24 protein-coding genes, 1 pseudogene and 1 other annotated feature are annotated in these 24,886 nt (G+C 45.7%); of the genes and pseudogenes, 11 read left to right on the top strand and 14 right to left on the bottom strand.

The genetic code is table 11. The annotated features are described in order from the left end of the window. Positions 1 to 75: 75 nt before the first annotated feature. Positions 76 to 1,281 carry a tRNA uracil 4-sulfurtransferase ThiI gene (gene thiI, locus BXO87_RS11625; RefSeq protein WP_007408042.1) on the bottom strand — a complete coding sequence of 402 codons (1,206 nt, stop codon included), beginning with the start codon at positions 1,279 to 1,281 and terminating at the stop codon, positions 76 to 78. A gap of 3 nt (positions 1,282 to 1,284) precedes the next feature. Then, complete coding sequence (locus BXO87_RS11620) at positions 1,285 to 2,430, bottom strand: cysteine desulfurase family protein (protein WP_038459498.1); 1,146 nt, start codon at positions 2,428 to 2,430, stop codon at positions 1,285 to 1,287. A 193-nt stretch (positions 2,431 to 2,623) separates the two neighbouring features. Between BXO87_RS11620 and brnQ the strand changes: the two genes are divergently transcribed. Continuing rightward, complete coding sequence (brnQ, locus tag BXO87_RS11615; protein ID WP_032873674.1) at positions 2,624 to 3,964, top strand: branched-chain amino acid transport system II carrier protein; 1,341 nt, start codon at positions 2,624 to 2,626, stop codon at positions 3,962 to 3,964. Positions 3,965 to 4,077: 113 nt separating this feature from the next. Here brnQ and ezrA read toward each other — a convergent pair whose 3' ends face one another. After that, a complete protein-coding gene (gene ezrA, locus BXO87_RS11610; protein WP_038459500.1) occupies positions 4,078 to 5,769 on the bottom strand; it encodes a septation ring formation regulator EzrA in 1,692 nt (563 codons plus the stop codon). A gap of 195 nt (positions 5,770 to 5,964) precedes the next feature. On the opposite strand from ezrA, the gene hisJ reads away from it, so the two are divergent. Further along, positions 5,965 to 6,777 carry a histidinol-phosphatase HisJ gene (gene hisJ / locus BXO87_RS11605; RefSeq protein ID WP_038459502.1) on the top strand — a complete coding sequence of 271 codons (813 nt, stop codon included), beginning with the start codon at positions 5,965 to 5,967 and terminating at the stop codon, positions 6,775 to 6,777. Here hisJ and refZ read toward each other — a convergent pair. Continuing rightward, complete coding sequence (gene refZ, locus BXO87_RS11600; RefSeq protein WP_007408038.1) at positions 6,767 to 7,390, bottom strand: forespore capture DNA-binding protein RefZ; 624 nt, start codon at positions 7,388 to 7,390, stop codon at positions 6,767 to 6,769. The two genes, hisJ and refZ, sit on opposite strands and share 11 nt — an antisense overlap. 125 nt (positions 7,391 to 7,515) lie before the next feature. Between refZ and BXO87_RS11595 the strand changes: the two genes are divergently transcribed. Then, positions 7,516 to 7,998: a GAF domain-containing protein gene (locus tag BXO87_RS11595; protein ID WP_038459504.1), complete on the top strand. Its 483-nt coding sequence runs from the start codon at positions 7,516 to 7,518 to the stop codon at positions 7,996 to 7,998. A 34-nt stretch (positions 7,999 to 8,032) separates the two neighbouring features. Here BXO87_RS11595 and BXO87_RS11590 read toward each other — a convergent pair whose 3' ends face one another. Next, the gene (locus BXO87_RS11590; RefSeq protein ID WP_038459506.1) at positions 8,033 to 9,781 is read right to left on the bottom strand and encodes a sensor domain-containing diguanylate cyclase; all 1,749 of its coding nucleotides are present in this window, start codon (positions 9,779 to 9,781) and stop codon (positions 8,033 to 8,035) included. 290 nt (positions 9,782 to 10,071) lie between these two features. On the opposite strand from BXO87_RS11590, the gene rpsD reads away from it, so the two are divergent. Both rpsD and BXO87_RS11575 read left to right on the top strand, forming a co-directional pair. Next, complete coding sequence (gene rpsD / locus BXO87_RS11580) at positions 10,072 to 10,674, top strand: 30S ribosomal protein S4 (RefSeq protein ID WP_003152406.1); 603 nt, start codon at positions 10,072 to 10,074, stop codon at positions 10,672 to 10,674. Between the two features lie 253 nt (positions 10,675 to 10,927). Continuing rightward, positions 10,928 to 12,298, top strand: coding sequence for an aldehyde dehydrogenase (locus BXO87_RS11575; RefSeq protein WP_038459508.1), 1,371 nt, complete (start codon positions 10,928 to 10,930; stop codon positions 12,296 to 12,298). Between the two features lie 137 nt (positions 12,299 to 12,435). On the opposite strand, the gene BXO87_RS11570 is transcribed toward BXO87_RS11575, so the two are convergent. Both BXO87_RS11570 and hmpA read right to left on the bottom strand, forming a co-directional pair. Then, positions 12,436 to 12,993, bottom strand: coding sequence for an SMI1/KNR4 family protein (locus BXO87_RS11570; RefSeq protein WP_038459510.1), 558 nt, complete (start codon positions 12,991 to 12,993; stop codon positions 12,436 to 12,438). Between the two features lie 409 nt (positions 12,994 to 13,402). Then, a complete protein-coding gene (hmpA, locus tag BXO87_RS11560; RefSeq protein WP_032873653.1) occupies positions 13,403 to 14,593 on the bottom strand; it encodes an NO-inducible flavohemoprotein in 1,191 nt (396 codons plus the stop codon). A gap of 236 nt (positions 14,594 to 14,829) precedes the next feature. Between hmpA and BXO87_RS11555 the strand changes: the two genes are divergently transcribed. Both BXO87_RS11555 and BXO87_RS11550 read left to right on the top strand, forming a co-directional pair. Continuing rightward, complete coding sequence (locus tag BXO87_RS11555; protein ID WP_003152402.1) at positions 14,830 to 15,057, top strand: hypothetical protein; 228 nt, start codon at positions 14,830 to 14,832, stop codon at positions 15,055 to 15,057. Between the two features lie 181 nt (positions 15,058 to 15,238). Beyond that, positions 15,239 to 15,748: a type 1 glutamine amidotransferase domain-containing protein gene (locus tag BXO87_RS11550; protein WP_007408760.1), complete on the top strand. Its 510-nt coding sequence runs from the start codon at positions 15,239 to 15,241 to the stop codon at positions 15,746 to 15,748. 270 nt (positions 15,749 to 16,018) lie between these two features. Here BXO87_RS11550 and BXO87_RS11545 read toward each other — a convergent pair whose 3' ends face one another. The 4 genes and pseudogenes from BXO87_RS11545 to BXO87_RS11535 form a co-directional block, all read right to left on the bottom strand. Next, positions 16,019 to 16,771 carry an SGNH/GDSL hydrolase family protein gene (locus tag BXO87_RS11545; RefSeq protein WP_029973317.1) on the bottom strand — a complete coding sequence of 251 codons (753 nt, stop codon included), beginning with the start codon at positions 16,769 to 16,771 and terminating at the stop codon, positions 16,019 to 16,021. Positions 16,772 to 16,968: 197 nt separating this feature from the next. Continuing rightward, positions 16,969 to 17,196: a hypothetical protein gene (locus BXO87_RS20320; protein WP_084191237.1), complete on the bottom strand. Its 228-nt coding sequence runs from the start codon at positions 17,194 to 17,196 to the stop codon at positions 16,969 to 16,971. A gap of 47 nt (positions 17,197 to 17,243) precedes the next feature. Beyond that, positions 17,244 to 17,294 (bottom strand): annotated as a pseudogene (locus BXO87_RS21275) (hypothetical protein); the annotation flags it as partial. Between the two features lie 171 nt (positions 17,295 to 17,465). Further along, positions 17,466 to 18,335 carry a cation diffusion facilitator family transporter gene (locus tag BXO87_RS11535; RefSeq protein ID WP_014418648.1) on the bottom strand — a complete coding sequence of 290 codons (870 nt, stop codon included), beginning with the start codon at positions 18,333 to 18,335 and terminating at the stop codon, positions 17,466 to 17,468. A gap of 222 nt (positions 18,336 to 18,557) precedes the next feature. Here BXO87_RS11535 and BXO87_RS11530 point away from each other — a divergent pair, with 222 nt between their 5' ends. From BXO87_RS11530 to BXO87_RS11520, 3 genes are all read left to right on the top strand, one after another. Further along, positions 18,558 to 19,364: a TrmB family transcriptional regulator gene (locus tag BXO87_RS11530; protein WP_007408765.1), complete on the top strand. Its 807-nt coding sequence runs from the start codon at positions 18,558 to 18,560 to the stop codon at positions 19,362 to 19,364. A gap of 72 nt (positions 19,365 to 19,436) precedes the next feature. Beyond that, positions 19,437 to 20,168 (top strand): AzlC family ABC transporter permease, encoded by a 732-nt coding sequence (locus BXO87_RS11525; RefSeq protein ID WP_003152395.1) that lies wholly within the window; start codon positions 19,437 to 19,439, stop codon positions 20,166 to 20,168. Beyond that, entirely contained in the window at positions 20,165 to 20,488 is a 324-nt protein-coding gene (locus BXO87_RS11520) for an AzlD domain-containing protein (protein ID WP_007408767.1), read from the top strand. The genes BXO87_RS11525 and BXO87_RS11520 overlap by 4 nt, the downstream gene beginning before the upstream one ends. Before the next feature lie 40 nt (positions 20,489 to 20,528). Here the strand turns inward: BXO87_RS11520 and sr7p are convergent, their stop codons facing one another. From sr7p to acsA, 3 genes are all read right to left on the bottom strand, one after another. After that, a complete protein-coding gene (gene sr7p / locus BXO87_RS21150) occupies positions 20,529 to 20,654 on the bottom strand; it encodes a small protein SR7P (RefSeq protein ID WP_007408768.1) in 126 nt (41 codons plus the stop codon). A gap of 119 nt (positions 20,655 to 20,773) precedes the next feature. Then, positions 20,774 to 22,039: a tyrosine--tRNA ligase gene (gene tyrS, locus BXO87_RS11515; protein ID WP_015240395.1), complete on the bottom strand. Its 1,266-nt coding sequence runs from the start codon at positions 22,037 to 22,039 to the stop codon at positions 20,774 to 20,776. 50 nt (positions 22,040 to 22,089) lie between these two features. Further along, positions 22,090 to 22,322, bottom strand: a binding site (T-box leader). A 53-nt stretch (positions 22,323 to 22,375) separates the two neighbouring features. After that, positions 22,376 to 24,094 (bottom strand): acetate--CoA ligase, encoded by a 1,719-nt coding sequence (gene acsA, locus BXO87_RS11505; protein ID WP_061046945.1) that lies wholly within the window; start codon positions 24,092 to 24,094, stop codon positions 22,376 to 22,378. 158 nt (positions 24,095 to 24,252) lie between these two features. On the opposite strand from acsA, the gene BXO87_RS11500 reads away from it, so the two are divergent. Beyond that, on the top strand, positions 24,253 to 24,885 hold the full coding sequence (locus BXO87_RS11500; protein WP_007408771.1) for a GNAT family N-acetyltransferase: 633 nt from the start codon (positions 24,253 to 24,255) through the stop codon (positions 24,883 to 24,885). Position 24,886 lies beyond the last annotated feature (1 nt).

Genomic DNA, 24,886 nt, shown 5'->3' with positions numbered 1-24,886 from the left:
TCACCTCCTTGTGAGTATAGAATGTGATAAAACACATGTCTTCATTCAAAAAAACTTTGGTAATTGTATACAGTTTTAAAACAGGCCGGCAAACTTATCGTGAGCTTCCTGCTCTGAGTAAACAGTGATGGTTTCGATGCCGGCAGCGGCCTCAGCAATCAGCGGTTCAAAATCAACGAAGCTTTCGAAGTGCTCGATTTTTTCTTTTTTCGGGCGTGTTTTCGGACTTGGCGGCGTAAAGATGGTGCAGCAGTCCTCAAACGGCTGAATGCTTGTTTCATAAGTGCCGATTTCTTTTGATTTCTCGATGATTTCTGTTTTGTCCATTCCGATTAAAGGGCGTAAAATCGGCGTTGCCGTCACGGCATTGATCGCATACATGCTTTCAAGCGTCTGGCTCGCTACCTGCCCGAGACTTTCTCCCGTAATGATCGCGAGCGCTTTTCGTTCTTCTCTGATTCTGTCCGCGATTTGCAGCATAAGACGCCGCGTCGCCGTCATCGTATAGTTCTCCGGGATTTGTTTTTGGATGAGTTCCTGCGTCTTTGTAAACGGCACGATATGAAGCGTCATACTGCCGCCGAACTTTGCAAGGCATCCCGCGAGATCCATGACTTTCTGCTTTGCACGTTCACTCGTATACGGCGGACTGAAGAAATGTACGGCTTCAACTGATAATCCCCGTTTCATCGCGTAAAAACCGGCGACCGGACTGTCAAAACCGCCGGAAAGCATCAGCATCGCTTTACCCGCGGAACCGACAGGAAGGCCTCCGGCGCCTTTTTCGTTGCGAATCGTCAGGAATGTCGCTTCCTCCCTGATTTCAATCCGAAGCGGAATATCGGGATGTTTCACATCGACGGTTAATCCATCCGTGTTTTTCAAAATATGGCCGCCGATTTCAGCGTTCATCGCATTCGTATCTAATTCAAACTGTTTGTAAGCCCGTTTGGTCTCGACCTTAAACGTATTCCCCGGTTTATATTCGCCTTCTATCGCGGCTAAAGCCGTTTTTTTAATGTCTTCCAGCTTGCTTTCGCATTTAATTGCGAGACTAAAGCTTTGAATGCCGAATATATTCTTTAATAAGGAACAAATTTCCTCCGGGTTTTCTCCATTAAGTGTAATTGACATCCGGTCCCGGTTTGAAAAGTATTTTACTTTTTTATAATCCTTTAATACCAGGCGGATATTCTGTTTTAATCTTTCAATAAAACTGCGTCTGTTTTTTCCTTTTGTGGATATTTCACCAAAACGGATTAAAATATGATCGTAATTCATATGCTACCTCATCATTTTTTTTAGTTTTTGAACAGCCGGCGCCAGCGCGGCCATAAACGGCTCCGTGATGTCAGCCGTATGGCTGAAGTTCAGGCTGACTCTGATGCTGCTTGATGCAATCTGTTCGCCTTTATTCATTTGCAGAAGAACACGGCTCGGTTTGTGCTCTCTTGCCGAACATGCCGCGGTTGTGGAGACATATATTGCTTTTTCCTCAAGCATGTGCAGCAGCACTTCCGCCTTCACGCCCGGAACGGAAAAATTAATGATATGCGGCGCGCTGTTTTCGGCGGGAGTATTGATGACGACCCCGTCCGTCCCGCTCAGCCTTTCCATGAGCGCATTCTTGGCAGCCTCCATGGAAGAAAGCCGCTCGTTCATGTCACGCGCGGAAAGATTGATCGCTTTCGCAAGGGAAACGGCGCCTGCCGTGTGTTCTGTTCCGGCGCGGACGCCTTTTTGCTGCGAGCCGCCCGTTATAAGCGGAATGAGCCGCGTTCCTTTTTTGACGATAAGCGCTCCGGTCCCTTTTAAGCCGTGAAACTTATGCCCTGAAACGGTGCAAAGGTCAATGCCCGCTTCTTCTATAGACAGAGGAACTTTATGAATGCCCTGCACATGATCAACATGAAACAGAATATTCCGGTGCTGCTTCAAAAAACCGCCGATTTCCTTTACAGGCTGAATGGAGCCGACTTCGTTATTGACATGCATGACGCTGACGATTATCGTATCCGGCCTGATAGCCGATTTGACGTCTTTCAAAGAAACGAAGCCGTTTTGATCGGCCGGAAGATATGTGACTTCAAAGCCGAACAGCTCTGTCAGCTGATCAAGCGTCTCCGTCACAGAAGGATGCTCAATCGCCGAAGCAATGATATGTCTTCCTTTACTCATGTTTGCCCAGGCTGCTCCCTTTAACGCCGCGTTATTCGCTTCAGTCGCGCCTGATGTAAATACAATATCATAATTTTTTAAACGCAAGGTTTTTTTTATTTGCTGAGCGGCCGCTTCAAGGAGCTGTTCCGTCTCAGTTCCTAACTGGTGCAGAGACGAAGGGTTGCCGAAATAACGGCTGCTCGTCTGTTTATACACTTCCAAAACCTCTTCATACGGCTCGGTCGTTGAGCTGTTGTCTAAATATATCATTTTTTTTACTCCTTTAATGAAAACGGTACATCGTATGATATTTATGCTACCATAACAAAAGTAAATATAAATTCGCAATAAATCGAGTATTGACTTCTCTGTACATTGCCATATAATAAGTAATGTTCGTCTTGTTATATTATCTGACAATTAATTGACAGAATATTTCAACATAGTATTTAGGAGGATTTTTATGAAACACTCACTACCTGTCAAAGATACCGTTATTATCGGTTTCATGCTTTTCGCACTTTTTTTCGGGGCAGGAAATATGATATATCCGCCGGAGCTCGGGCAAGCGGCGGGGCATAATGTCTGGAAAGCGATGGGCGGTTTCTTACTGACCGGCGTAGGTCTGCCGCTTTTGGGTATTATCGCCATCGCATTAACGGGCAAAGACGCAAAAGGGCTTGCCGATAAAGCTCATCCGGTATTCGGGACTATTTTCACCGTTGTGCTTTATTTATCAATCGGGCCGCTTTTCGCGATTCCGAGAACCGGAACCGTTTCATATGAAATCGGTGCAGTTCCGTTTTTAAGCGGCATTCCGGAAAGATTATCTTTATTTGTTTTCACGTTGATCTTTTTTGCTATTACGTATTATTTAGCTCTTAATCCTTCCAAAATCGTTGACAGAGTCGGAAAGATTTTGACTCCTATTAAATTCGGTATTATTTTAATCATCGTCGTAAAAGCCATTGTCACTCCGATGGGCGGACTGGGCGCCGTACATCAGGCATATTCCGGAACGCCGGTGTTCAAAGGATTTTTGGAAGGCTATAAAACAATGGACGCGCTCGCCTCAATCGTCTTCGGCGTCGTTGTCGTCAACGCTGTTAAAAGCAGGGGCGTCACCCAGCGTAAAGCGCTCGCGGCCGCTTGTATTAAAGCGGGTCTTATAGCTGCGGCAGGTTTGACATTCATTTATTTATCTTTGGCCTATTTGGGAGCGACAAGCACGGACGCTGTAGGTCCGATCGGCGAAGGCGCAAAGATTTTATCAGCTTCATCAGATTACCTGTTCGGTTCACTGGGAAACATCGTTCTCGGCTCTGCCATCACCGTTGCGTGTTTAACGACAAGCATCGGGCTTGTCACATCTTGCGGCGAATATTTTTCAAAATTGATTCCCGCTTTATCATACAAAATGGTGGTTACGATTGTCACGCTGTTCAGTCTGGCGATTTCAAATTTCGGACTTGCTGAGATTATTGCATTTTCAGTTCCTATTTTATCAGCGATTTACCCGCTGGCGATTGTCATTATCGTCCTTTCCTTTATTGATAAAATCTTTAAGGAAAGACGGGAAGTCTATATCGCCTGCCTGATCGGAACGGGGCTGTTCAGTATCTTGGACGGTTTGAAGGCAGCAGGCATTCCGCTCGGATCATTAGATTCATTCTTAAACGCAAATCTTCCGCTTTACAGCATGGGAATCGGCTGGGTGCTTCCGGGCATTGCCGGAGCGATCATCGGCTGCATCATCACGTTTTTTACCAGCCCGCCCATCGAATTAAATAAAGCAAAATCGTAACATTCAGCGCTTGCGGCTTGACGTATATCAGCCGCAGGCGCTTTTTATATTCCGTGAGAAACTAAAAAACTGCACCTCTGATTTCCATCAGGGTGCAGTTTTTGCTTATGCGTCTATGAAGCAGATTGATCAGCTTTAATTTTTTTCACGGCGCCGGGAGCTGCTTTTTCAACAGCATCTGCCGCCATCTCATAAGCTTCATTATAGCTGTAAGCGTAAAACAGCCGTTCCGCTTCTTTCAGCTGTTCGGATAAAATATGATTCTGGCTTCGGAAGCGGTTGCCGTACTGGATGATCCGCTCAATCAGCTTCACCTGAATCACAAGATCTTCCGCCTCTTCGCTGACTTCCTCAACCACCTTTTCGGCTTCGGTCAGATGTTTGGCGGCTTCCTCCATATTCAGCGGCAGCACTTCCAATTGGCTGACGGTTTCTTCTATATGATGATTTGCCGTCTCGAGCTTGCCCTTGACTTGTTCAGGAATTCCCGGCACGTTGCTTTTTTGCAGCATTCGGGCCGTGTCAGAAATGGTTTTCCGAAGATGCATCAGCGTTTCCCGCGCCTGCAGTTCTTCTTTTCTGAGCGCCTGCAGATTTTCACGGTATTCGGCATGTTCTTTCTGAGCCTCTTCCATCTGCTTTTCGATGGCCTCGACTTCTTCAATCAATAGAGAGTAAGCGACATGCTCACCATCAAGCTTTTCTCTCGCCTGCTCAAGGAGCCGGCCGATCGTTTCCAGCTGTTTTTCGAAGGCATGCTGTCTGCCGATTTCACCCGCCGTCAGCTGATAGCTTTCCTTGACGAGCTCCGTTTCGGTTTTTGTGCGGTCTTTTTCTTCCTCAAGCTTTTCATACGCGATGATCAGCTCAGGCATTTTGCTTAATACGGACTGTCCGGCTTCCACTTCGCCTTCCAGCTGGTCATACATCGATTGAATGGTTTCATCAATCAGCTGAAGAATGGCGGACGCTTCGTCGACATCCAATTCTTCCAATAGCGCGTTTTCGGCCCGTTTCAATTGATTTGTGAGTGTATCCAGCTCTTTTTCGATTTGAATATGCTCCAATTTGTAGCCTTTTTCCGTCATTTCCCGGTAGCCGTCTTTCAGCTTGGCAATTTGGTTCGGCACGGTCTGTTTACAGTCCGCAAGCAGTTTCGGAACGTCATCTATGTATGTCTGAAGCTGATCCAGTCTGCGGTCCTGTTCAAGCAGCACTTTTCTCGCTTTGATGTAATTGCCGCCTTCCGTCTCTTCTTCGAACTCTTTTATGCCGCTCCAGATTTCGTCGAGATCCGTCTCCAGGCTGTTATAAAGCTCTCCGTAGAGATGGCTGTACGCCAGAAGATTCTTCCGCGCTTTTGAATACCGCTCACGCACCTGTTCAATCTCTCCGCGGCTTTTTTCCTCGCTCGTCACAAGGTCGCTGATCTCACGCAGTATGCCTTCTATATTTGATTCGGCTGCAGTGAGAAGGTCGTCGATGTGGACAAGCACCTGATTCGCTTTTTTAAACCGGTATTTGTCGGCGTTCTCTTCGGCATCATAAAGGAGCTCTTCTACTTTCGGCAGATGGGCTGTGACAATTTCATCCCACTCTTCGCGCCATCTTTCAAAGAACTCTTCCGTCTCTCCGGTCATTTTCAGATGTTTGATCTTGGACATTTCTTCCACTATCGAACGGTTTAAAATTTCAATCTTCCATGACTCCAGCCGGTCAATTTCCGTATAAATTTTTTTCCTGAAAAAGTAGCCCGCCGCAAAGAGCGCGAGCAGTATAACCAATAATCCGATGACTAACTCCATAATGAGCCCCCTTGTTGTTCTCTTAATCTGTCAGGGTGTTTTATGTATTCAGAAAGATTTCAATATATGTATTGAGAAAATCTGTCGTTTTCATTGTTATTATGATACCATGTAACCAACATTTTTTGACCAGAAATCAAAAACTTTTTGCATAATTTCGGCAGGATTCTGCAATTTTTTAATGGAGTGACACAAATGGAAAAACGAGATGCTCATATCCACACGCCTTTTTGCCCTCACGGCTCGAAGGATACGCTGAAACAATATGTCGAAAAGGCTCTGGAAAGAGGCTTTGACTCGATCACATTTACAGAGCACGCCCCCCTTCCTCCGTCATTTCAAGATCCCGTACCGCTTCAGGACAGCGCGATGGATCTCAGACAGATGGAGGTTTATTTGGAGCGGCTGTCACACCTGAAAAAGGAATACGATGGACAAATCAGCATTCTGACTGGGCTGGAAACCGATTTTATCACAGGGTATGAAGAGGAAACCGCGGCGTTTCTGAACACGTACGGCCCCTCACTGGATGACGGCATTTTATCCGTTCATTTTTTGAAGACCGGTCCGTCTTATATATGTCTGGATTTTGACGAGCACGCCTTTCAGCAGCTTGCCGACCGCTTCGGAAGCGTTGAATCCGTATATGAACAATACTATGAAACTGTGTATTCTTCCATTGTAACACCGCTCGGCCCCTTTAAGCCAAAACGGGTCGGCCATATCACGCTCGTCAAAAAATTCGCGCGCCTTTTCCCTTACAGCATGTCACCTCAAATAAGAGAGCTTGCGGCCCGCTGTCTTGACGCCGTGAAAGAACACGGAATGGAGCTGGATGTGAATACATCCGGGCTCAGAAAGAAATTTGCCGGGGAAGTATACATGGAGGATTGGATGGCTGAGACGGCGAAGCAAAAAAAAATCCCGCTCATATTCGGGTCGGACGCCCATCAAGCGGAAGATGTCGGCAGTTCCTACGAAACGTACAAAAGCATCATTACTTCATAAGCGCCGCATCAGGCCGTCGGAACACGCTTTCGATCCAGATCTTCACCTCTTCAAAATACCTTTTATAAAAGTACGGTTCATGAGGCTGCATATAGAGCACCTCCGTAATGTATTGGGGCTGAAGATACGGCATCATCAAGAGGGATTTCAATTGCAGAATAAAATGCGGCACGGGCAGCGTCAGCCGTCTGTGGCGTGACTGCCCTTCTTCAATCACCAGCTGGAAAATATATTTTTCTTTCATTAAGTAAGTAGACATAATTTCCCTGATAAGCACGGAATCAATCGTCACTTCCCGGTACACAAACCGCGTTAATTGACGGTTATCGTGCTGATAGGATAAAATATCGAAAATCACCCGCAGGATGCGTTCCTGCGCGTCTTCACCGTTCATACTGACGGCGGCTTTTTCCAGCGCTTCAGTATAGCCTTCGTAAAACTCGGAAACTAAATGTTCCATTAATCCTCCTTTCCCTTTAAAATAGTAGGAGATGTGCGCAACATTTACATCAGCTGACTTTGCGATTTCACGGACGGACGTGCCGGAATAACCTTTTTGGTTAAACAGCTGGACAGCGGCGTTAATAATTTTGTCTTTGGTGCTTACTTTCATACGGCTCACCCCTTTATGTGTAACAATTCAAGCAGAAAGGCGCCGTTCCTGTAAGAACTTCTCGACAAATGCCGGCAGAACGGCCGGAACTTTGTTTGATATTATAGAAAAAGTGAGGGTTTTCCATGTTTCATGTCGAAAAACAATCCGGAGATAAAGAAAAAAGTTATCAGCTTCTGCTTAAACAGCTCGAAGCCATGACAGAAGATGAAACGGATGCGATCGCAAATTACGCGAATGCGTCAGCGCTTTTATACCATTCATTACATGAAGTCAACTGGGCGGGGTTTTACTTCGCTAAAGAGGGCGAGCTCGTGCTCGGACCGTTTCAAGGACTTCCTGCCTGTGTGCGCATTCCGTTCGGCAGAGGCGTATGCGGCACTGCCTACTCTAATGGCGACGTGCAGCGGATTGCCGATGTGAATGCGTTCCCGGGACATATCGCCTGTGACGCGGCTTCCCAGTCAGAAATTGTCCTCCCGATCCACGTAAACGGTGAAGTGATCGGTGTGCTGGACATTGACAGCCCCGTGAAAAACCGTTTTGATGAAACGGACGAAACCTATTTAGCAAAGTTTGTTGAAACGCTTGAAAAACGATTAGGATAAAAAAAGGAGCCCGGCCGGCAGGCCGGCTCCTTTTTTACGTCGTCGTGCTGTTTTGATGGATGATCAGCCGGTTTTTGCCGTTCCGTTTGGCGATATAAAGCGCCTCATCCGCTTGCTGAACGAGCAATTTCAACGGCATCGGGCCGGTCTTTGACCAGCAGGAAACGCCGCAGGAAATCGTCACGCGCGGCTCGGTGTTTTCCCGGATGGCGCGAACCAGCCTTTTAGCGATGCGTTCTCCGGATGACACGTTGATATTCGGCAGATAGACAGCCAGCTCCTCGCCCCCCCACCTCGCAGCGACATCATGCTCACGAATATGGTTCTTCATAACGGAGGCCACCTGAATCAGGATCGAATCTCCCGTTTGATGACCGTATGTATCATTAATATTTTTGAAATTATCGATATCAACGAGGATGAATACACCCCGTTTATGAATTTTCATGCTGTATTGAATTTTCTCATCCAAATAGGTTCTTGAATACAGCTCCGTCAGCTGGTCTGTCTGAACAAGATGCTCAAGCCTGTCGCGCAGCATGGAGTTCGTGACCGCCAATGTCGCATGGTGAATGAGCGCTTGAAAAAGCTTATACATTTCAAACGTAAAAGCATACAAATCCTTTTTCAATAAAATCGCGAACCCGAAGACGGTGTCATTTTCGATCATCGGCACCGCCATCAGCGAGCCGAAACCGTTTTCGCCGAATACAGTCTTTCCGCTGCCGATAAACACGCCCTTTTCTCCCTCGAAGAGCTTTTCTTTCACAATGCTGATATAGGGGTTCGCACGTTCTGTCTTAAAAAAAGCGGTATGTCCCGGAAGCAGATTTTGCGTCTCAAAATGATCAATATGAAAAAAAGCCACTTCTTCCGCATGAAACGATTGGGTCATAATGGCGGCGAGCTCCCGCATCGTATCAGTGAGTCTGAGGCGCTGATTCAGCTGGCGCGATGTTTCATTAATGAGCTCCAGATTCGCAATGCTTTTTTTCGATTGCTCATAGAGCTGCGCATTTTCAAATGCTTTTCCCGCTGCGCCCGCAAGCAGCAGCATTTCACTGAGAGTACTGCACGAAAGAACGGCATCCTGCAGCCCCTCCGTCTTCAGAACCCCGTAAGTCCCCTGCTGGCCTTTGATCGGCAGGTAAGCAGATGACCTGCCTTTTCTGAGCAGTCTCCCCGATAAATAAACCTTCTGGGCAGACGGATCGGCATCTTTTCCGTCCATATGTAATTCTTTTGCGGGAAGCTGTCTGTCCGTATCCTGATCCTGCGTGATAAACAGTGAAAAACGGAAAGACCGGAAAGCCGTACTCAAACTTGCCTGCAGTTTTTCCAAAACCTCATTTTGGTCCAAAAGCGAATGGAACATTTCTGTCATTCTGTGAATTTTCCGCTGATGCTTCGTTTTGTCAAACAGCCCGCTTTGTCTCACAGATTGATTAATAAACTGAGTAACGATCTCAGGCAATGATTCCGGGATCGGCAGCCCGCCTTCCGAGCACAGATAAAAGGATCTGCCGGACGTCTGATTCCTGATCATAAAACGGCCGTCACTCTCTTTCAGCGGAGCATAATGCGGTTCATCTTCTGTTTTTATGGTGAAACGTGTTGATTCTACCGGTGAAAGGGTCAATGAAAGAGATGTAAAGCAGGATTCTAGAGCTGAGGCCAGCCATAACAGAGAGTCGGATAATGAGACGGATTCAGATTTCGTTAAGAAAAAAGAAAGCATTTTCTGATGAAAGGCCGTCACTTCATCAATTGTTTGTTTTTTCATTTTTATCACCTAAACATGTACTACTCATTTTTGTACATTATATCATAAACCGGCACTCTTCATGGAGAAATGGTTGACGGCGGCGGGGAAAAATCATATAATGTTCTTTGTGTGAAATATTGCAGCCTTTTTGTTCAGCTTCTGTGTTTGCATTTTGTTCCTTAGCTGTAAGGTGTATCGTGTAACTCTCTGCTGCTGGAGCGAGGATACATGAAAACAAAATGTGCACGGTCGGATCGAACAGACGGTCTTTATTTTCCACAAAATAAAACCAAAGGAGGAGTCACATTATGGCTCGCTATACAGGTCCATCTTGGAAACTGTCTCGCCGTTTAGGAATCTCTCTTAGCGGTACAGGTAAAGAATTAGAAAAACGCCCTTACGCACCAGGTCCCCACGGTCCGGGACAGCGTAAAAAACTATCAGAATACGGTTTGCAATTGCAAGAAAAGCAAAAACTTCGTCACATGTACGGTGTAAACGAACGTCAATTCCGCACATTGTTTGACAAAGCTGCAAAAATGACTGGTAAACACGGCGAAAACTTCATGATTCTTTTAGATGCACGTCTTGATAACGTTGTGTACAAGCTCGGTCTTGCGCGCACTCGCCGTCAAGCACGCCAATTAGTTAACCACGGTCACATCCTTGTTGACGGAAGCCGCGTTGACATTCCGTCTTACCAAGTAAAACCTGGTCAAACAATCGGTGTTCGCGAAAAATCAAGAAACCTTTCTATCATCAAAGAATCTGTAGAAGTAAACAACTTCGTTCCTGAGTACCTTACTTTCGACGCTGAAAAGCTTGAAGGTACATTCACTCGTCTTCCAGAGCGCTCTGAGCTTGCTCCGGAAATTAACGAAGCGCTTATCGTTGAGTTCTACTCCCGTTAAGTAAAACGCTCTTTAAAGAGCATTGGATTAAACCCCGGACATGTTGTGATAACAATGTTTCCGGGGTTTTTCTTTTGGGCTGTCGAATAATGGACAGATGCTCCCTCTCTTTATTAAAAAAAGCCCCTGTCCGGGGCTTTTTTTATGTGCCTACTGGCTTTTCAGCTATATGTACATTAGAAAATCCCATTTGACAAGCAGAAGAAATTTTCCACATAATAAATCACCATACCTTACAAAAAGGAGAGACGAAATGAACAGCATCCCCTCTATCGTCAGCAAGCACAAAGCCTATTTTGCGGCGGGGCATACGAGACAGCTAGAAACGAGACTGAACATGCTGCAAAAGCTGAAACAAGCCATCAAAACACAAGAAGCCGATATAACAGCCGCTCTCTATCAGGATCTCCACAAATCCGAACAAGAGTCGTACACGACAGAAATCGGAATTGTACTGGAGGAAATCAGTTTTGTGATGAAGCGGCTGGGAAAATGGATCAAACCGAAACGAGTCAAAACGCCTCTGACTCACCTAGGCTCGAAAAGCATCATTATCCCTGAGCCATATGGAACCGTTTTGGTGATTGCGCCTTGGAATTATCCCTTGCAGCTGGCGCTTTCACCCTTGATTGGAGCCATTGCGGCCGGAAACACAGTCGTTCTTAAACCGTCAGAATACACGCCGGCGGTTTCCGCTGTTCTTTCCAAACTCATCAGCAGCGTTTTTCCGAGTGACTATGTCGCTATGGCGGAGGGCGGGCCCGACGTCAGCACTGTGTTATTACAGCAGCCCTTTGACTATATTTTCTTCACCGGAAGCGTTGCCGTGGGAAAAATCGTCATGGAGGCCGCCGCCAAACAATTAATTCCCGTTACCTTGGAGCTCGGCGGCAAAAGTCCCTGCATTGTCCATAAGGATGCTGATATACAGCTTGCCGCCAAACGCATCGTCTTCGGGAAATTTACAAATGCAGGGCAAACCTGCATCGCACCGGATTATTTATTTGTCCACCAAGATATCAAAACGAAGCTCACAGAAGAAATGAAGCGTGCGATCAGTGAATTTTACGGCCCTCAGCCTGAACAAAATCCGCAGTACGGCAAAATCGTCAGTGAACGCCACTATCAGCGGCTGCTCAGCTTTCTGAATGATGGCGTCCCGCTTACAGGCGGACAATTTAATCCTGATCACCACAAAATAGCGCCGACGATTCTAGATCAACTGAAGGATGACTCTCCAGTGATGCAGGAGGAGATTTTCGGACCGATTCTTCCGCTGTTTACATACGGCGATATCGATGAAGTCATCGAGAAAGTCCAATCACGCCCAAAGCCGCTCGCCCTGTATCTCTTCACAACAAACAAAGGAATCGAGCGAACTGTTTTAGAGAATCTGTCGTTTGGCGGCGGCTGTGTCAATGATACGTTAATGCACGTCGCGACACCGTATTTGCCATTCGGCGGCGTCGGGGAAAGCGGCATCGGCAGCTATCACGGATTTGACAGCTTTAACACGTTTACGCACAAAAAAAGCGTCGTCAAACAAACGAACCGCTTCGACTTCGCTTTCCGTTATCCTTCTTCCAAAAACGGGCTGCGAATGATTCGGAAAATACTTAAATAAAAAAGCGCAGAGTATCTGCGCTTTTTATAAATCCTCTATACACCAATTAATCGGTTCGTCTCCTAAATTAAACCTATTTTTAAAGGTTCAAATCGAAGTCTAATAGTAAAAATGAACCAACCCAACTGTAGGAAAGGTTAATCCTCATCACCCTGGTGAGTCCTATAATAATTCTCAGCAGTATAGATATTCCATTCCCAAAAACTTGATCCCTGAGATAAAATATACCTATCTAAGAATATCTCAAAATTAAGTTGCATTGGTTCATACTCAATAAATCCGCGGAACCATAAATAGTTTGGATCTGTGGATATTTTGGTTTTGTCAATTAACAAATAACATCCGTCTAACAGATGTGCGACGGGAATAAACTGAGGCTCTAAAAAACCATTTTGCATATACTTTTCAATCTCTTCTACATTAAGAATATGCAAACCCCCACCCACATTCTCACCGTAAAACAACAAATCAAATATTCTGGCTCCGTTATGCAATTTTAAAAAGGTTTTATAATCTTCAGGAAGTGAGACTTTTATTTTCTTCTCAAAACTCTCAATCTCCAGATCTGTTGCACCTTTAAAGAAAGTACATTCTGTTTCTAAAAGAGCTCCTTCATTCCCTAAAATTTTCAAGCGGCCTTTTTCATCAATTAATTCTTTTAGACCTTGGAGCGTTTTTTCAACAAAAACTGCCATTGAGCCACCTCTTACTTATTAATATTTATCCCACCAAGGATTTAAAAGGTTGTAATCCGTTCTGTGATTCCATTTTTCTCTTTTATCGACAGGTACAACCGGGAAATTTGCTTTAGCCGGTAAGGGCATTGTTTTTTTACTGTTAGTATTTAATATCTCTGGATACAGCATTGCTATTTTATTCGCAAGAGCAGGAGCCAATGTTCCAGTTGAAGTATCAGGAAGTGAACCATTCCAGCCGGCTACCGAAGTATGTTGGGACATAAAAAGCTTTGTCTATTTATGATACTACGACGTTGAATATGATTTACCTGCTTGAAAATACTATAGACTGGAATGAGAAGGACGTTTAAACATATAAAGACAGTCTGTTAAACAGACTGTCTTTTCTTGTTATGATTTTGCTGCGTCACACCATACTCAGCTGCGGTTCGAATAATTCATAGTGAATGGATTCCGGCGGTGTATTGAATTCAGAAATCAGCTTTTTCATTTCTTTAATGAACGACGGTGATCCGCACAAGTAAAAATCAGCATCTTTATCTGTCATCACTTCTTCTAACAGCTGTTTGTCAATCCGGCCTTCCCGAAAACGAATGTTTTCTGAACGGTCTTGTTCGGACGGCTCGCTGTAAATAAAGAGGGTGTCAACGGATGAGTGTTCCGCAGCTTCTTCAGCTTCATGCCGCAACGCATGATACTCTCCGCTCCTTGCCGCATGGATAAAGAGAACGTTTCGCTGCGGCTGGGTTTTGGCAACCGTCTTTAACATGCTGATCATCGGAGTAATTCCGACACCGGCACTGATGAGAACGAGATTCTTTTTGGAATCAGGATCTAATACGAAATCCCCGGCCGGAGCGCTGATCTCAATTGAATCCTTTTCGTGTAATTGGTCATGCAGATATGAGGAAACAACCCCTTCTTTTTTCACGGAAATCCGGTAATAATCCTTACCGGACACGTCGGATAAGCTGTATTGGCGGATATGCGTATAGCCCGTGTCCGGAATGTATACTTTTACACTGATATACTGTCCCGCTTTGAATTCGGGGAGAACTTGTCCGTCTTCCGGTTTTAAATAAAACGACGTTATCTCTTTGCTTTCTTTTACCTTTTTATCAATTGTAAACGCCTTATAGTCTTTCCAGCCGCCTTTTTGCGTTTCCGCTTGTTCATACATGTCCTTCTCAATTCCGATAAAAGCGTCTGCAATAACGCCGTATGCTTTTTCCCATGCCTGAATGACCTCAGGAGCAGCTCCGTCTTTTAGCACATCCTTTATCGCGATCAGCAAGTACTTTCCAACGATTGGGTAATGCTCGGGCTTAACACCGATACTCCGGTGCTTATGGCTGATTTGTTTGACGACGGGAACGATGTTTTCCAGCCTGTCAATATTGGCTGCGGCCGCAATCACAGCATTCGATAAGGCCGTACGCTGTGTTTTTTTCTTTTGATTCGTCTGATTAAAGATATTCAGCAGTTCAGGGTGATGCTGAAACAGCAGGTCATAAAACCGGCCTGTGATTTCTTCACCATGCTCTTCTAAGACCGGCACTGTGCTTTTAATGATTTCAATCGTTTTTTCATCGAGCATTCTGAAATCCCCCTAAAGATGTATGCATCTCGATTGACCTGAGAAAAGAATCGTTTTTGAATTCTTTTTTATAGATTTCCCCGCTCAAAAAGGGTTAGCCATTCCAATTTGAGGCGGATTCAGGAAAAACCAGAAAAACGAAATTGCATATAAAAAATTGTGGACTTGCCATGGGGTACTTGTCCGATGCAAAATCCTCCTTGTCAGCATTTAATAAAGTACGGGAGGTGAGATGAATGGGTAAAAAATCGAAAGTGTATTACTGTGACCCTAAGTATATTGTGACTGACAAGTATACTGACAAAGAAGTGGTTTACGTCCATCCCATCAAACACATTAACAGAGAACATATCCGTTATGTTCCCCGCCATGTTTATCAGGAAGAGACAATTCACGAAGTCATTGATCCGGGCGATCCGGGGAAATGCGGGTGTAAAAAGGATAAAAAAAGACGCAAAAAGTAATTGGTTCGATTTCTTGCCTTATCTCAGGTTAAACACGTAAGTTTCAGCAGACCTCCGTACCTTTTGGCTCCTCTTTTTCAGAGGGGTCTTTTTTTCATGCCGTATCTTCAAGCAAATACGTTGTGAGGCGGCAATCCGCCTGATATTCTTGTCATATACAAATTCACAGGGGGCATGATGTATGAGCAAAAAAATCGCAGTTCTGATGACAGATCAATTTGAGGATATTGAATATACAAGCCCGGCGGAAGCATTTAAAGAAGCGGGCCACAGTGTGGTGACAATAGATTTGGAAGCAGGGAAAGAAGTGACGGGCAAGCACGGTGAGAAAGTAAAGATCGATCAAGCGATCTCAGACGCAGACGCCAAGGAATTCGATGCGTTATTGATTCCCGGAGGCTTTTCACCGGATCTTCTGCGCGGAGATGACCGCCCGGGTGAATTCACTAAAGCATTCGTGGAAAATCAGAAACCCGTTTTCGCAATCTGCCACGGCCCGCAGCTGCTGATTGATACCGACCTTCTTAAAGGAAAAGATATCACGGGATTCCGCAGCATCCGCAAAGACTTAATCAATGCCGGCGCACATTATAAAGATGAAGAAGTCGTCGTGAGCCATAACATCGTAACGAGCAGAACACCTGACGATTTGGAAGCCTTTAATCGTGAATCATTGAACCTGCTGAAATAAGAGAAAAAAGCACAGACCCGTTCAGTCTGTGCTTTTTTTATGGACTCTTAAAGAAACACCGTTCGTTTAGACCTATTCTCCGGCCGATCCATAATAAGTAAAATAAAGAGAGAATGTTTTAAACCCGACAGGAGGTTCGCTATGTGGATGATCATTTTAATCGGTTTTACCGGTAATATCATCTCGCTTTTGAGAGCGCAAAAACACGCATCTCAAAGAATAATTGAGCTTTTAGAAAAGCAAGGCCGAAAATAATCTGTTAGCGCTGTGTTACCCATAATAGTAATAATAATTCCGGCAGATTTCCTGAAATATGATTTGATGCCCTTTCTCGTTCGGATGAAGACCTTCTGACATGCACATGCTTCGGAAAGCGGGATTATACGGGTCGATGAGATCTGTATCAAACAGGTCGGCATACGGTACAGAGAGGAGTGTGCAGGCTTCTTTTTGGGCTTTCACATAGTCAGCCAGCTTCAGGCCCAGTTTATTTTTATCAGTATCACGGCGGACGATTTTTCCTTTTGATATTTTTGCTTGTCTCGTTGGGGTCACCACAATGATGCTCGCGCCTTTATTTCCGCTTCGCAGCTGCTGAATCACTTGACAGAAGCCTCCGTAAAATGTGGTGATATCCTTTTCATCTGTGCCGATGGGAATGTGGTTGCACCAGTCATCATCTGTTCCCTGGACAATAATGACATCATGTCCTTTTGTTTTAAGCGCTTGCTGATAAATGTTATCGCTTCCGTTGTTGCTCATATTAACGCCGCTGACAGACAGATTGGTTATTTCAGCGTCTGTCCGGTCTTTCAGAATGTCACCAAAGCCGTATTCCGCACGCAGCCCCCGGGCGACGCTGTCACCTAAGATCGCGATTTTTGAAGCCTTCCGCAGCCTGCTTATGCTGATGAAGTCAACGCTGATATGCCCGCTGTCCGTGATATGCAAAAGCTTGCTGCTTATGTTTTGCGAAGAGACTGTCTTTCCTTCAGAGTTATAAAAGTCCTCATTCAGCTTCATTCGGCATCATCCCTTCCTTTTTATCCTCCGGCATCTTTTTTGACATAAAAAACGGACACGAACAAACAGCGCCATGTTGTCAGTTCAGTGTCCGCAGATGATGATACTGGATCTTTTATGCAGTTCTCTTGCCATTATAGCAGATCCCCGTTACTTGTAATAGAGTCTGCAGTCAGCATTTAAAACAGCGTTTGCGGCTACGTTTTTGATGAGACCGTCTGCTGCGGGAACGGTGTGTCCGGCGATGCGTCCGTCTTTTGCTGCGGGAACGGTGTGTCCGGTGATGTGTCCGTCTTCTGCTGCGGGAACGGTGTGTCCGGTGATGCGTCCGTCTTCTGCTGCGGGAACGGTGTGTCCGGTGATGCGTCCGTCTTCTGCTGCGAGAACGGTGTGTCCGTTTTCTGCTGCGGGAACGGCGCGAACATTTTTTAGAAACCGGTTCTTGGTATAAATACTCCCCTAAACCTTCTCTTTCCGCAACGGCAACTCCATGTTCAATTTCTTTAACAGAAATAGCGTTCAATTCTGTTCACCTCCCTTTTTCTTTACAACATAACGTATGAAATGAACCCCTCACGTGTATAAGCTTATCTCTCATATGAGCGAGAAATAGTCATTTATACAACAAAAAGACCCGTGGGAACGGGCCTTTTGCAGGCATTTTGCCGGGAACAAACGCAAACTTAAGATCGATTTATTTCTTCCTCTCGCTCTCCGGCTCGGGGTGAATCATTACCTGTGCTTGTTTGAATTCATTCGTAATATCTCTTTCAATGCGGTCACACAGGTCATGCACGTCTTTAATCGTCACGTGAGAGGCTACGACCAGGTGAAAATCAATATACTCCTGCGGGCCGGAGCGTCTTGTACGAAAATCGTGAATTTCAATAAATTCCTGTTGAAATGTTTCAATAATCTTTAAAATTGTTTTTTCTTCCTCTTCCGACAAACGGGTATCAATCAGCGGCGGGAATGCTTCTTTCATTAACTTAAACGCTTCATATATGATATACACCGCCAGCACCATACCTATAATGGGATCAAGTATGTACCACTCCGTTACGGTAACGACCAAAAGGCTTGCCGCTACGCCTAATGATGTGTACACGTCAGTCAGTAAATGCAGGGCATTTGATTTCATTGCCACGGAATTAACCTTTTCGGCTTCTCTTTTTACGAACTTCGAAACGATCAAATTAATGAGAGCCCCCGCAAGCATCACAACAATTCCCAATACAGGCAGATGAACCGGCGCCGGGTTCACCAGTTTTTGAACGCATTCATATATCATCCAAATCCCTGCCGCAAAAATCAGAATCGTCTCGATAGTCCCCGACAGATTCTCGACTTTTCCATGACCGTACGGATGCCCTGTATCAGCCGGCTTTTTTGAAATCCTGACGGAGATAAAGGCAATGAAGGCGGCGATCAAATCTAAAAAAGAATGAATGGCTTCAGAAAGTATCGCGACAGATCCGGTTATTATACCCACCACTATTTTGAGCATGACGACCAGGGAATTGCTTATAACCGATAAAAAAGCGATTTTAGAGGTGTTTTCCACCGTGATCCTCCTCTTTTTAACTTCTTGAATTTATCGTATCAAACGGCATTCGTGTGGGTCTACGGCAACGTTTTTCACAAAAGCCATACATGTAACTCACCATAAACTAAGTTGGAAAGCGACAAAACAGGCGCATCTTTCTTTCAGCACTCAAGTCCCATTGACAAGATATAACCGCTTACATTATAGTAGTTTCATGAATAACCACTACGGAGGATGTTTATGGAGGATGTTCTGAAAGAATTACAGAAGTTTGGATTTTCTCAATATGAATGTAAAGCATATATCGGCTTGTTGAAACACTCGCCTGTTACCGGATATGAAATCAGCAAAAGGTCAGGCGTCCCCCGCTCAATGATCTATGAAGTATTGGGGAAATTAGTTGATAAAGGCGCTGTCCATATTGTGCCGTCTGATCCGGTTACATATGCCCCGCTTGCCGGAAAGGAATTAATCGACCGGCTCCGGCATGATTTCGAGAGTTCATTCGGCTACCTTGAGGAAAAGTTATTGGCACTGGAAAGCGAGCAGGAGATGAATGTCATCCGCCGCATCAGCACGAATGATCATGTCATCAATGAGATGAAGGATATGATTGAAAAAGCCGAGGAAGAGTTGTGGCTGTCTGTCTGGGAACAGCAGATTCCCTTTATTCAAGAAGCCGCTAACAAACGCGCCGCCGAACAATTGCCCGTCTTTTCGATTGTGTTCGGCCCTCCGGAAGTGAAGCTCGGAAATACGACAAATCATAATATGTCTCCTGAAGTGGCGGAGAAACGGATGGGCGGAAGATTAACGATAGCTGCCCGCGATAATAAAGAAGTCTTAATCGCCAATTTTTCTCCGCAGACGAATGCCTGGGCCATTAAATCAGAAGATCCCGCTCTCGTTCTCGTGGCTATGGAATATATGAGGCACGATCTGATGTTCGCGGAGCTTGTGAAAGAAGTCGGGGCTGAGAAAGTTGAAGGCCTGATGAAACAAAACCATTCGTTATTTCATGTCGTCACCGGAAATCGGTTCATATAAATGTGAACCGTATTTTCTTTGATTTTTTCATTAGTCGTTATCATTATAATCTCTATGAAAGGAGTATAAAAAATGATTAACACAGAAGTGCAAAAAACCGCCGTTTCCCGGGAAATGAACGATACGTTTTTACAGGGGGTGCGGGATTGTGTGCCTACGCTGCTGGGCTATATGAGCATCGGTTTTGCTTTCGGCATCGTTGGCGTTGCCTCTCATCTAAGCATTCTTGAAATTTGTTTGTTATCTTTGTGTGTCTATGCCGGCGCCGCCCAATTTATTATTTGCTCGCTCCTTGTTTCCGGGAGTCCGATTTCCGCCATTATTTTAACGACGTTTATCGTCAATCTGCGGCACCTTCTGCTGAGCCTGACCATCGCGCCGTATTTCACGAAATACTCTTTGGCGAAAAATATCGGCTTCGGGGCTTTGCTTACTGACGAATCTTTCGGAGTAGCGGTGAACAAAGCGGCTCAGAACGGCAGGTTATACGATAAGTGGATGAACGGCCTCAATATAACCGCTTACATGTGCTGGGTTATTTCCTGCGTGATGGGCGGGCTTCTCGGACAATGGATATCTGATCCTTACGCGCTCGGCCTGGACTTTGCTTTGCCCGCTATGTTTGCGGCGCTGCTTGTGCTGCAATTGCAATCGTCCGCGTCGGAAAAGCTGAAGCACAGCCTCTCCTTAATTCTCTATATGATCATTTTTATGGTCTTGTTATCGTATTTCGTCCCGTCACACATCGCGGTCATCGTCTCAACCGTGATTGTGGCAACGATCGGGGTGGTGACGGACAAATGAGCATCAGCACACAAATGATCTGGATTATACTCGGCTGCATGATTGTTACACTTGTGCCGCGCATTGTTCCGTTTATATTTGTCCGGAACATTCAGATGCCTGAGTTGGCTTTAAAATGGCTCTCCTTTATTCCGCTTTGCATTTTGACGGCTCTGGTAACGGAAAGCATGATTGTGAAAACAAACAGCGCTTTGACCTTTGATTGGAAAGCAATGATCGTTCTCATCCCGACATTGCTTTGCGCGATGCGGACAAAAAGCTTATCCATCACGGTCATCACAGGAGTCGTGCTGATGGCCGCCGTCAGGCTGATATGGTGACAATCAAAAGCCTCCATTCCGCAGAATGGAGGCTTTCCCTTTATGATGTCGGATTTTCTTCTTCCGTCTCTGATTCCTCGGCTTTGGCTTCGGCGTTTATGCTTTGCTGCTGTTCCCAATGATCCCGCTGCAATCTTTCTTTTGCGATGGTAAACATGAAATTCACGGCGCAGCACCCCTTCCCTGTTTTGCTTATACTATGTACTGTACTCATTTCCCCGTGCAGTATTCACAAAACATAAAAAAGCAGCCTGCCGCATTGAGCGGCCGGACTGCTTTTTATTTTCAGTACGTGATCAGGAAGTATTTTTTCTTTCCGCGGCGCAGTACGGTAAATTGATCTTCAATGCGGTCTTCCGCAGTCAGAAGATGCCCGATGTCCGTCTGGCGCTCGCCGTTAATGTAAACAGCTCCGTTTTGAATGTCTTCGCGGGCCTGCCGTTTTGAAGGCGACAATTTAGATTCCACAAGCACGTCTACTAAAGACAGTTCTTCAGAGCGGTCTTTTTCAAACGAAGGTACATCTTTAAATCCTACCTTGACGTCTTGAGCGGAAAGCTCTTTAATATTGCCGCTGAACAGCGCCTGGGAGATATGAACGGCCTGCTCAAGCGCTTCGCGGCCGTGTACAAGAACAGTCACCTCTTCAGCGAGACGTTTCTGCGCTTCTCTTTTCTCAGGAGCCGTCTCCGTTTTTTCAGCATAACCTTCAATTTCCTCTTTTGATAAGAAAGTAAAGTATTTTAAGTATTTGACGACGTCGCGGTCATCTGTATTGATCCAGAACTGGTAGAATTCGTACGGCGATGTTTTTTCTTTATCAAGCCAAATGGCGCCGCCTTCCGTTTTGCCGAATTTCGTGCCGTCAGCTTTTGTGACGAGCGGAATGGTAAGACCGAAAGCTTTCGCCCCTTCTTCTTCTGATTTTCTGATCAGTTCAAGACCGGCCGTGATGTTGCCCCACTGGTCACTGCCTCCGATTTGGAGTTTGCAGTTCTTTTCTCTGTACAGATTCAGAAAATCGTAGGATTGCAGGATCATGTAGCTGAATTCCGTGTAAGAAATTCCGGTTTCAATTCTTGAGCTTACAGTATCTTTCGCAAGCATGTAGTTAATTCCGAAGTTCTTTCCGACGTCACGGAGAAATTCAATAATGCTCAGCTTTCCGATCCAATCAAAGTTGTTCGCTATGACAGCGGGGTTTTCTCCGGCCTCGAAATCTAAAAATCGGGAAAGCTGATTTTTAATTTTTTGCGACCATTCGACAACGATATCCTGAGTATTTAACGTACGTTCCGCTTTTTTGCCGCTCGGATCGCCGATCAGTCCCGTCGCGCCGCCTACAAGCGCAATCGGATGGTGGCCTGCAAGCTGGAAACGGCGCAGTGTCAATATCGGCAGAAGGTGTCCGATGTGCAGGCTGTCAGCCGTCGGGTCAAACCCTGAGTATAAACGGATTTTTTCTTCGTTCAGCTGTTTATTCAGTCCTTCTTCATCCGTCATTTGCTGGATTAAGCCGCGGAATGATAAATCCTCTAATAAATTAGTCATTTTGTCTGCTCCTTTGTTTATGAAAATAAAAAACGCCCCTTCGTTTAAAACGAAGGGACGATATAATCGCGGTACCACCCTACTAATAAAAGCATAAAAAAGCTTTTATCACTCTTTTTGATAACGGACCGTGTCCGTTCTTTCACTACTGAAAGCCTTGGAATGGCTTTGTTCGCAAAAGCGGTTCATGAGTGTATTCGGCATATCTTATGTGCTGATTTTCACCGGCCATCAGCTCTCTTGAACAATCAGATACCCTACTTGTCTCAATCAAAACCTTTTCGTATGAAGCTTACTCATTTTTAACATAAATAAGATACGATGTCAACGCCGTCTTTAATCTTCCATTGTGGACAGGTCGCCTGCCGGCAGGTTCAGCTCCCACGCCTTCAGCACACGTCTCATGATTTTTCCGCTCCGTGTTTTCGGAAGTTTATCTTTGAATTCAATTTCCCGCGGTGCGGCATGCGCGGCAAGCCCCTGTTTTACAAAGAGGCGAATGTCCTCCTTCAGCTGATCGGATGGCTCATGCCCTTCTCTGAGCGCGATAAACGCTTTAATAATTTCTCCCCGGACAGGGTCCGGCTTTCCGATGACGCCGGCTTCGGCAATCGCCGGATGTTCAACAAGTTTGCTTTCGACTTCAAACGGGCCGACGCGCTCGCCGGATGTCATGATGACATCATCGACTCTGCCTTGGAACCAGAAATAACCGTCTTCATCCATATAAGCAGAATCTCCGGAAACATACCAGCCGCCCGGCATGAAATAAGAATCATATTTCTCTTTATTGTTCCAAATGGAATCCATCATCGACGGCCAGCCCTTTTTAATGGCGATATTTCCCATTCGGTACGGCGGAAGCTCATTTCCCTGATTGTCAACGATCGCCGCTTCCACTCCCGGAATCGGTTTCCCCATTGAACCCGGCTTGATCTCCATGCAAGGATAATTGCAAATGAGCTGTCCGCCCGTTTCTGTCATCCACCACGTGTCGTGGATGCGCTTGCCGAATACTTTATGTCCCCACTTGATGACCTCGGGGTTCAAAGGTTCTCCGACACTCAGGACGTGACGAAGTGAAGTAAGGTCAAATCTGGATGCCATTTCATCTCCGGCGCCCATAAGCATTCTGAAAGCCGTCGGAGCGCTGTACCAGACGCTGACACCGAGCTTCTCAATCGTGCCGTACCAGTTTTCCGGACTGAATCTGCCGCCGACGATCACATTCGCCGCTCCGTTCAGCCACGGCGCAAATATCCCGTACACCGTCCCGGTCACCCAGCCCGGGTCCGCAGTGCACCAGTAAATATCGTCTTCTTTAAGATCAAGCACCCACTTGCCGGTCTGGTATTGCTGAATCATGGCTTCATGAACGTGGAGCACACCTTTAGGCGTTCCGGTAGATCCTGATGTGTAGTGAAGCAGGTAGCCGTCTCTTCTGTCCATCCATTCAATATCAAGTCTCGTGCTTTCTCCCTCAGCCGCTTTATCATAATGAATGATTTTATCTCCCGTTTCTTTGCTGCCGCCGACAATGAAAATATGCTCGAGGTCGGGCAGGCTGTCCGCCGGAATCCGTTCGGCCAGTTCAGGTGTCGTCACGACAACCTTTGCCTGGCTGTTCAAGAGGCGGTCTTTGACGGCGCCTTCCATAAATGCTTCAAATAAAGGACCGGCGATCGCACCGATTTTAATTGCGCCGAGCATGATAAAGTAAAGCTCCGGCGAACGCGGCATGAAAATAAAAACGCGGTCCCCTTTTTCCACGTTTCCATACCGTCTCAGTACATTTCCCGCCCGGTTCGATTCCTCCATCATTTCTTTAAATGTGTATTTTTCATCCCGGTTTGCGTCCTTGTAATATAGCGCTACTTTGTTTTTTCGAAATGATTCGGCATGACGGTCAATCGCTTCGTACGCCGCATTCAGCTTCCCCGTCTGATGCCAGGAAAATGCCGCTTCGACCTCTTTCCAATCGAAGCTGCGGTACGTTTCCTCATAATTTCGCAGATGATAATTCCCCTTTTCCGCCGGCAACGCTTTCAAATTCATGCAACATCCCCCTTTGCTTATCTATAGACTAATTATAGTAGATGTTCACAGTTTTCTCAATTTTTAAAATATAAATTACAACACTATTGAAAACGCTTTATATTTTGTTATGCTTAAAAGAGATGTGTTTTTATTAAGAACCGACAGGCGGTGAATCAGTGAAACATCATAAAACGTACCATTCTTCATCAATTCAGACAGCAGCCGGCCCTCTTTTAGTAGAAGGGCCCGTTCCTCCAGGGGATCTAGCACAGTATGAGTTTCATGAAGGCCTGACAGCCTTTCGCCTTCCTCATGAACAGCACAAAGCGTTAATCGAGATCGCCGGGCTTCCTGAAGGTCGGATCATTATTGCCAGGGACGGACAGACGATTATCGGCTATGTGACGTATTTATATCCTGATCCGCTTGAACGATGGTCTGACGGAAATATGGAAGACCTCCTTGAACTCGGGGCGATCGAGGTCGCTCCCGGCTACAGGGGCTGTTCTGTCGGAAAAACTTTGCTGACAGTCAGCATGATGGATGAACAGATGGAACGGTACATCATCATGACGACGGAATATTACTGGCATTGGGATTTAAAAGGAATGAAAAAAGATGTGTGGGAATACAGAAAGATCATGGAAAAGATGATGAATGCCGGGGGTCTTGTCTGGTTCGCAACGGATGAACCGGAAATCAGCTCTCATCCGGCCAATTGTCTGATGGCCCGCATCGGCAGGCACGTCAGTCAGGAGTCAATTGAACAGTTCGACAGGCTTCGTTTTTATCAGCGATTTATGTATTGAC

The sequence above is a fragment of the Bacillus sp. GZB genome (genome assembly GCF_001975995.1).
Lineage (GTDB): Bacteria > Bacillota > Bacilli > Bacillales > Bacillaceae > Bacillus > Bacillus velezensis.
Note: the sequence above shows the minus strand (reverse complement) of the source record. Positions and strands in the feature narration are given on the sequence as shown.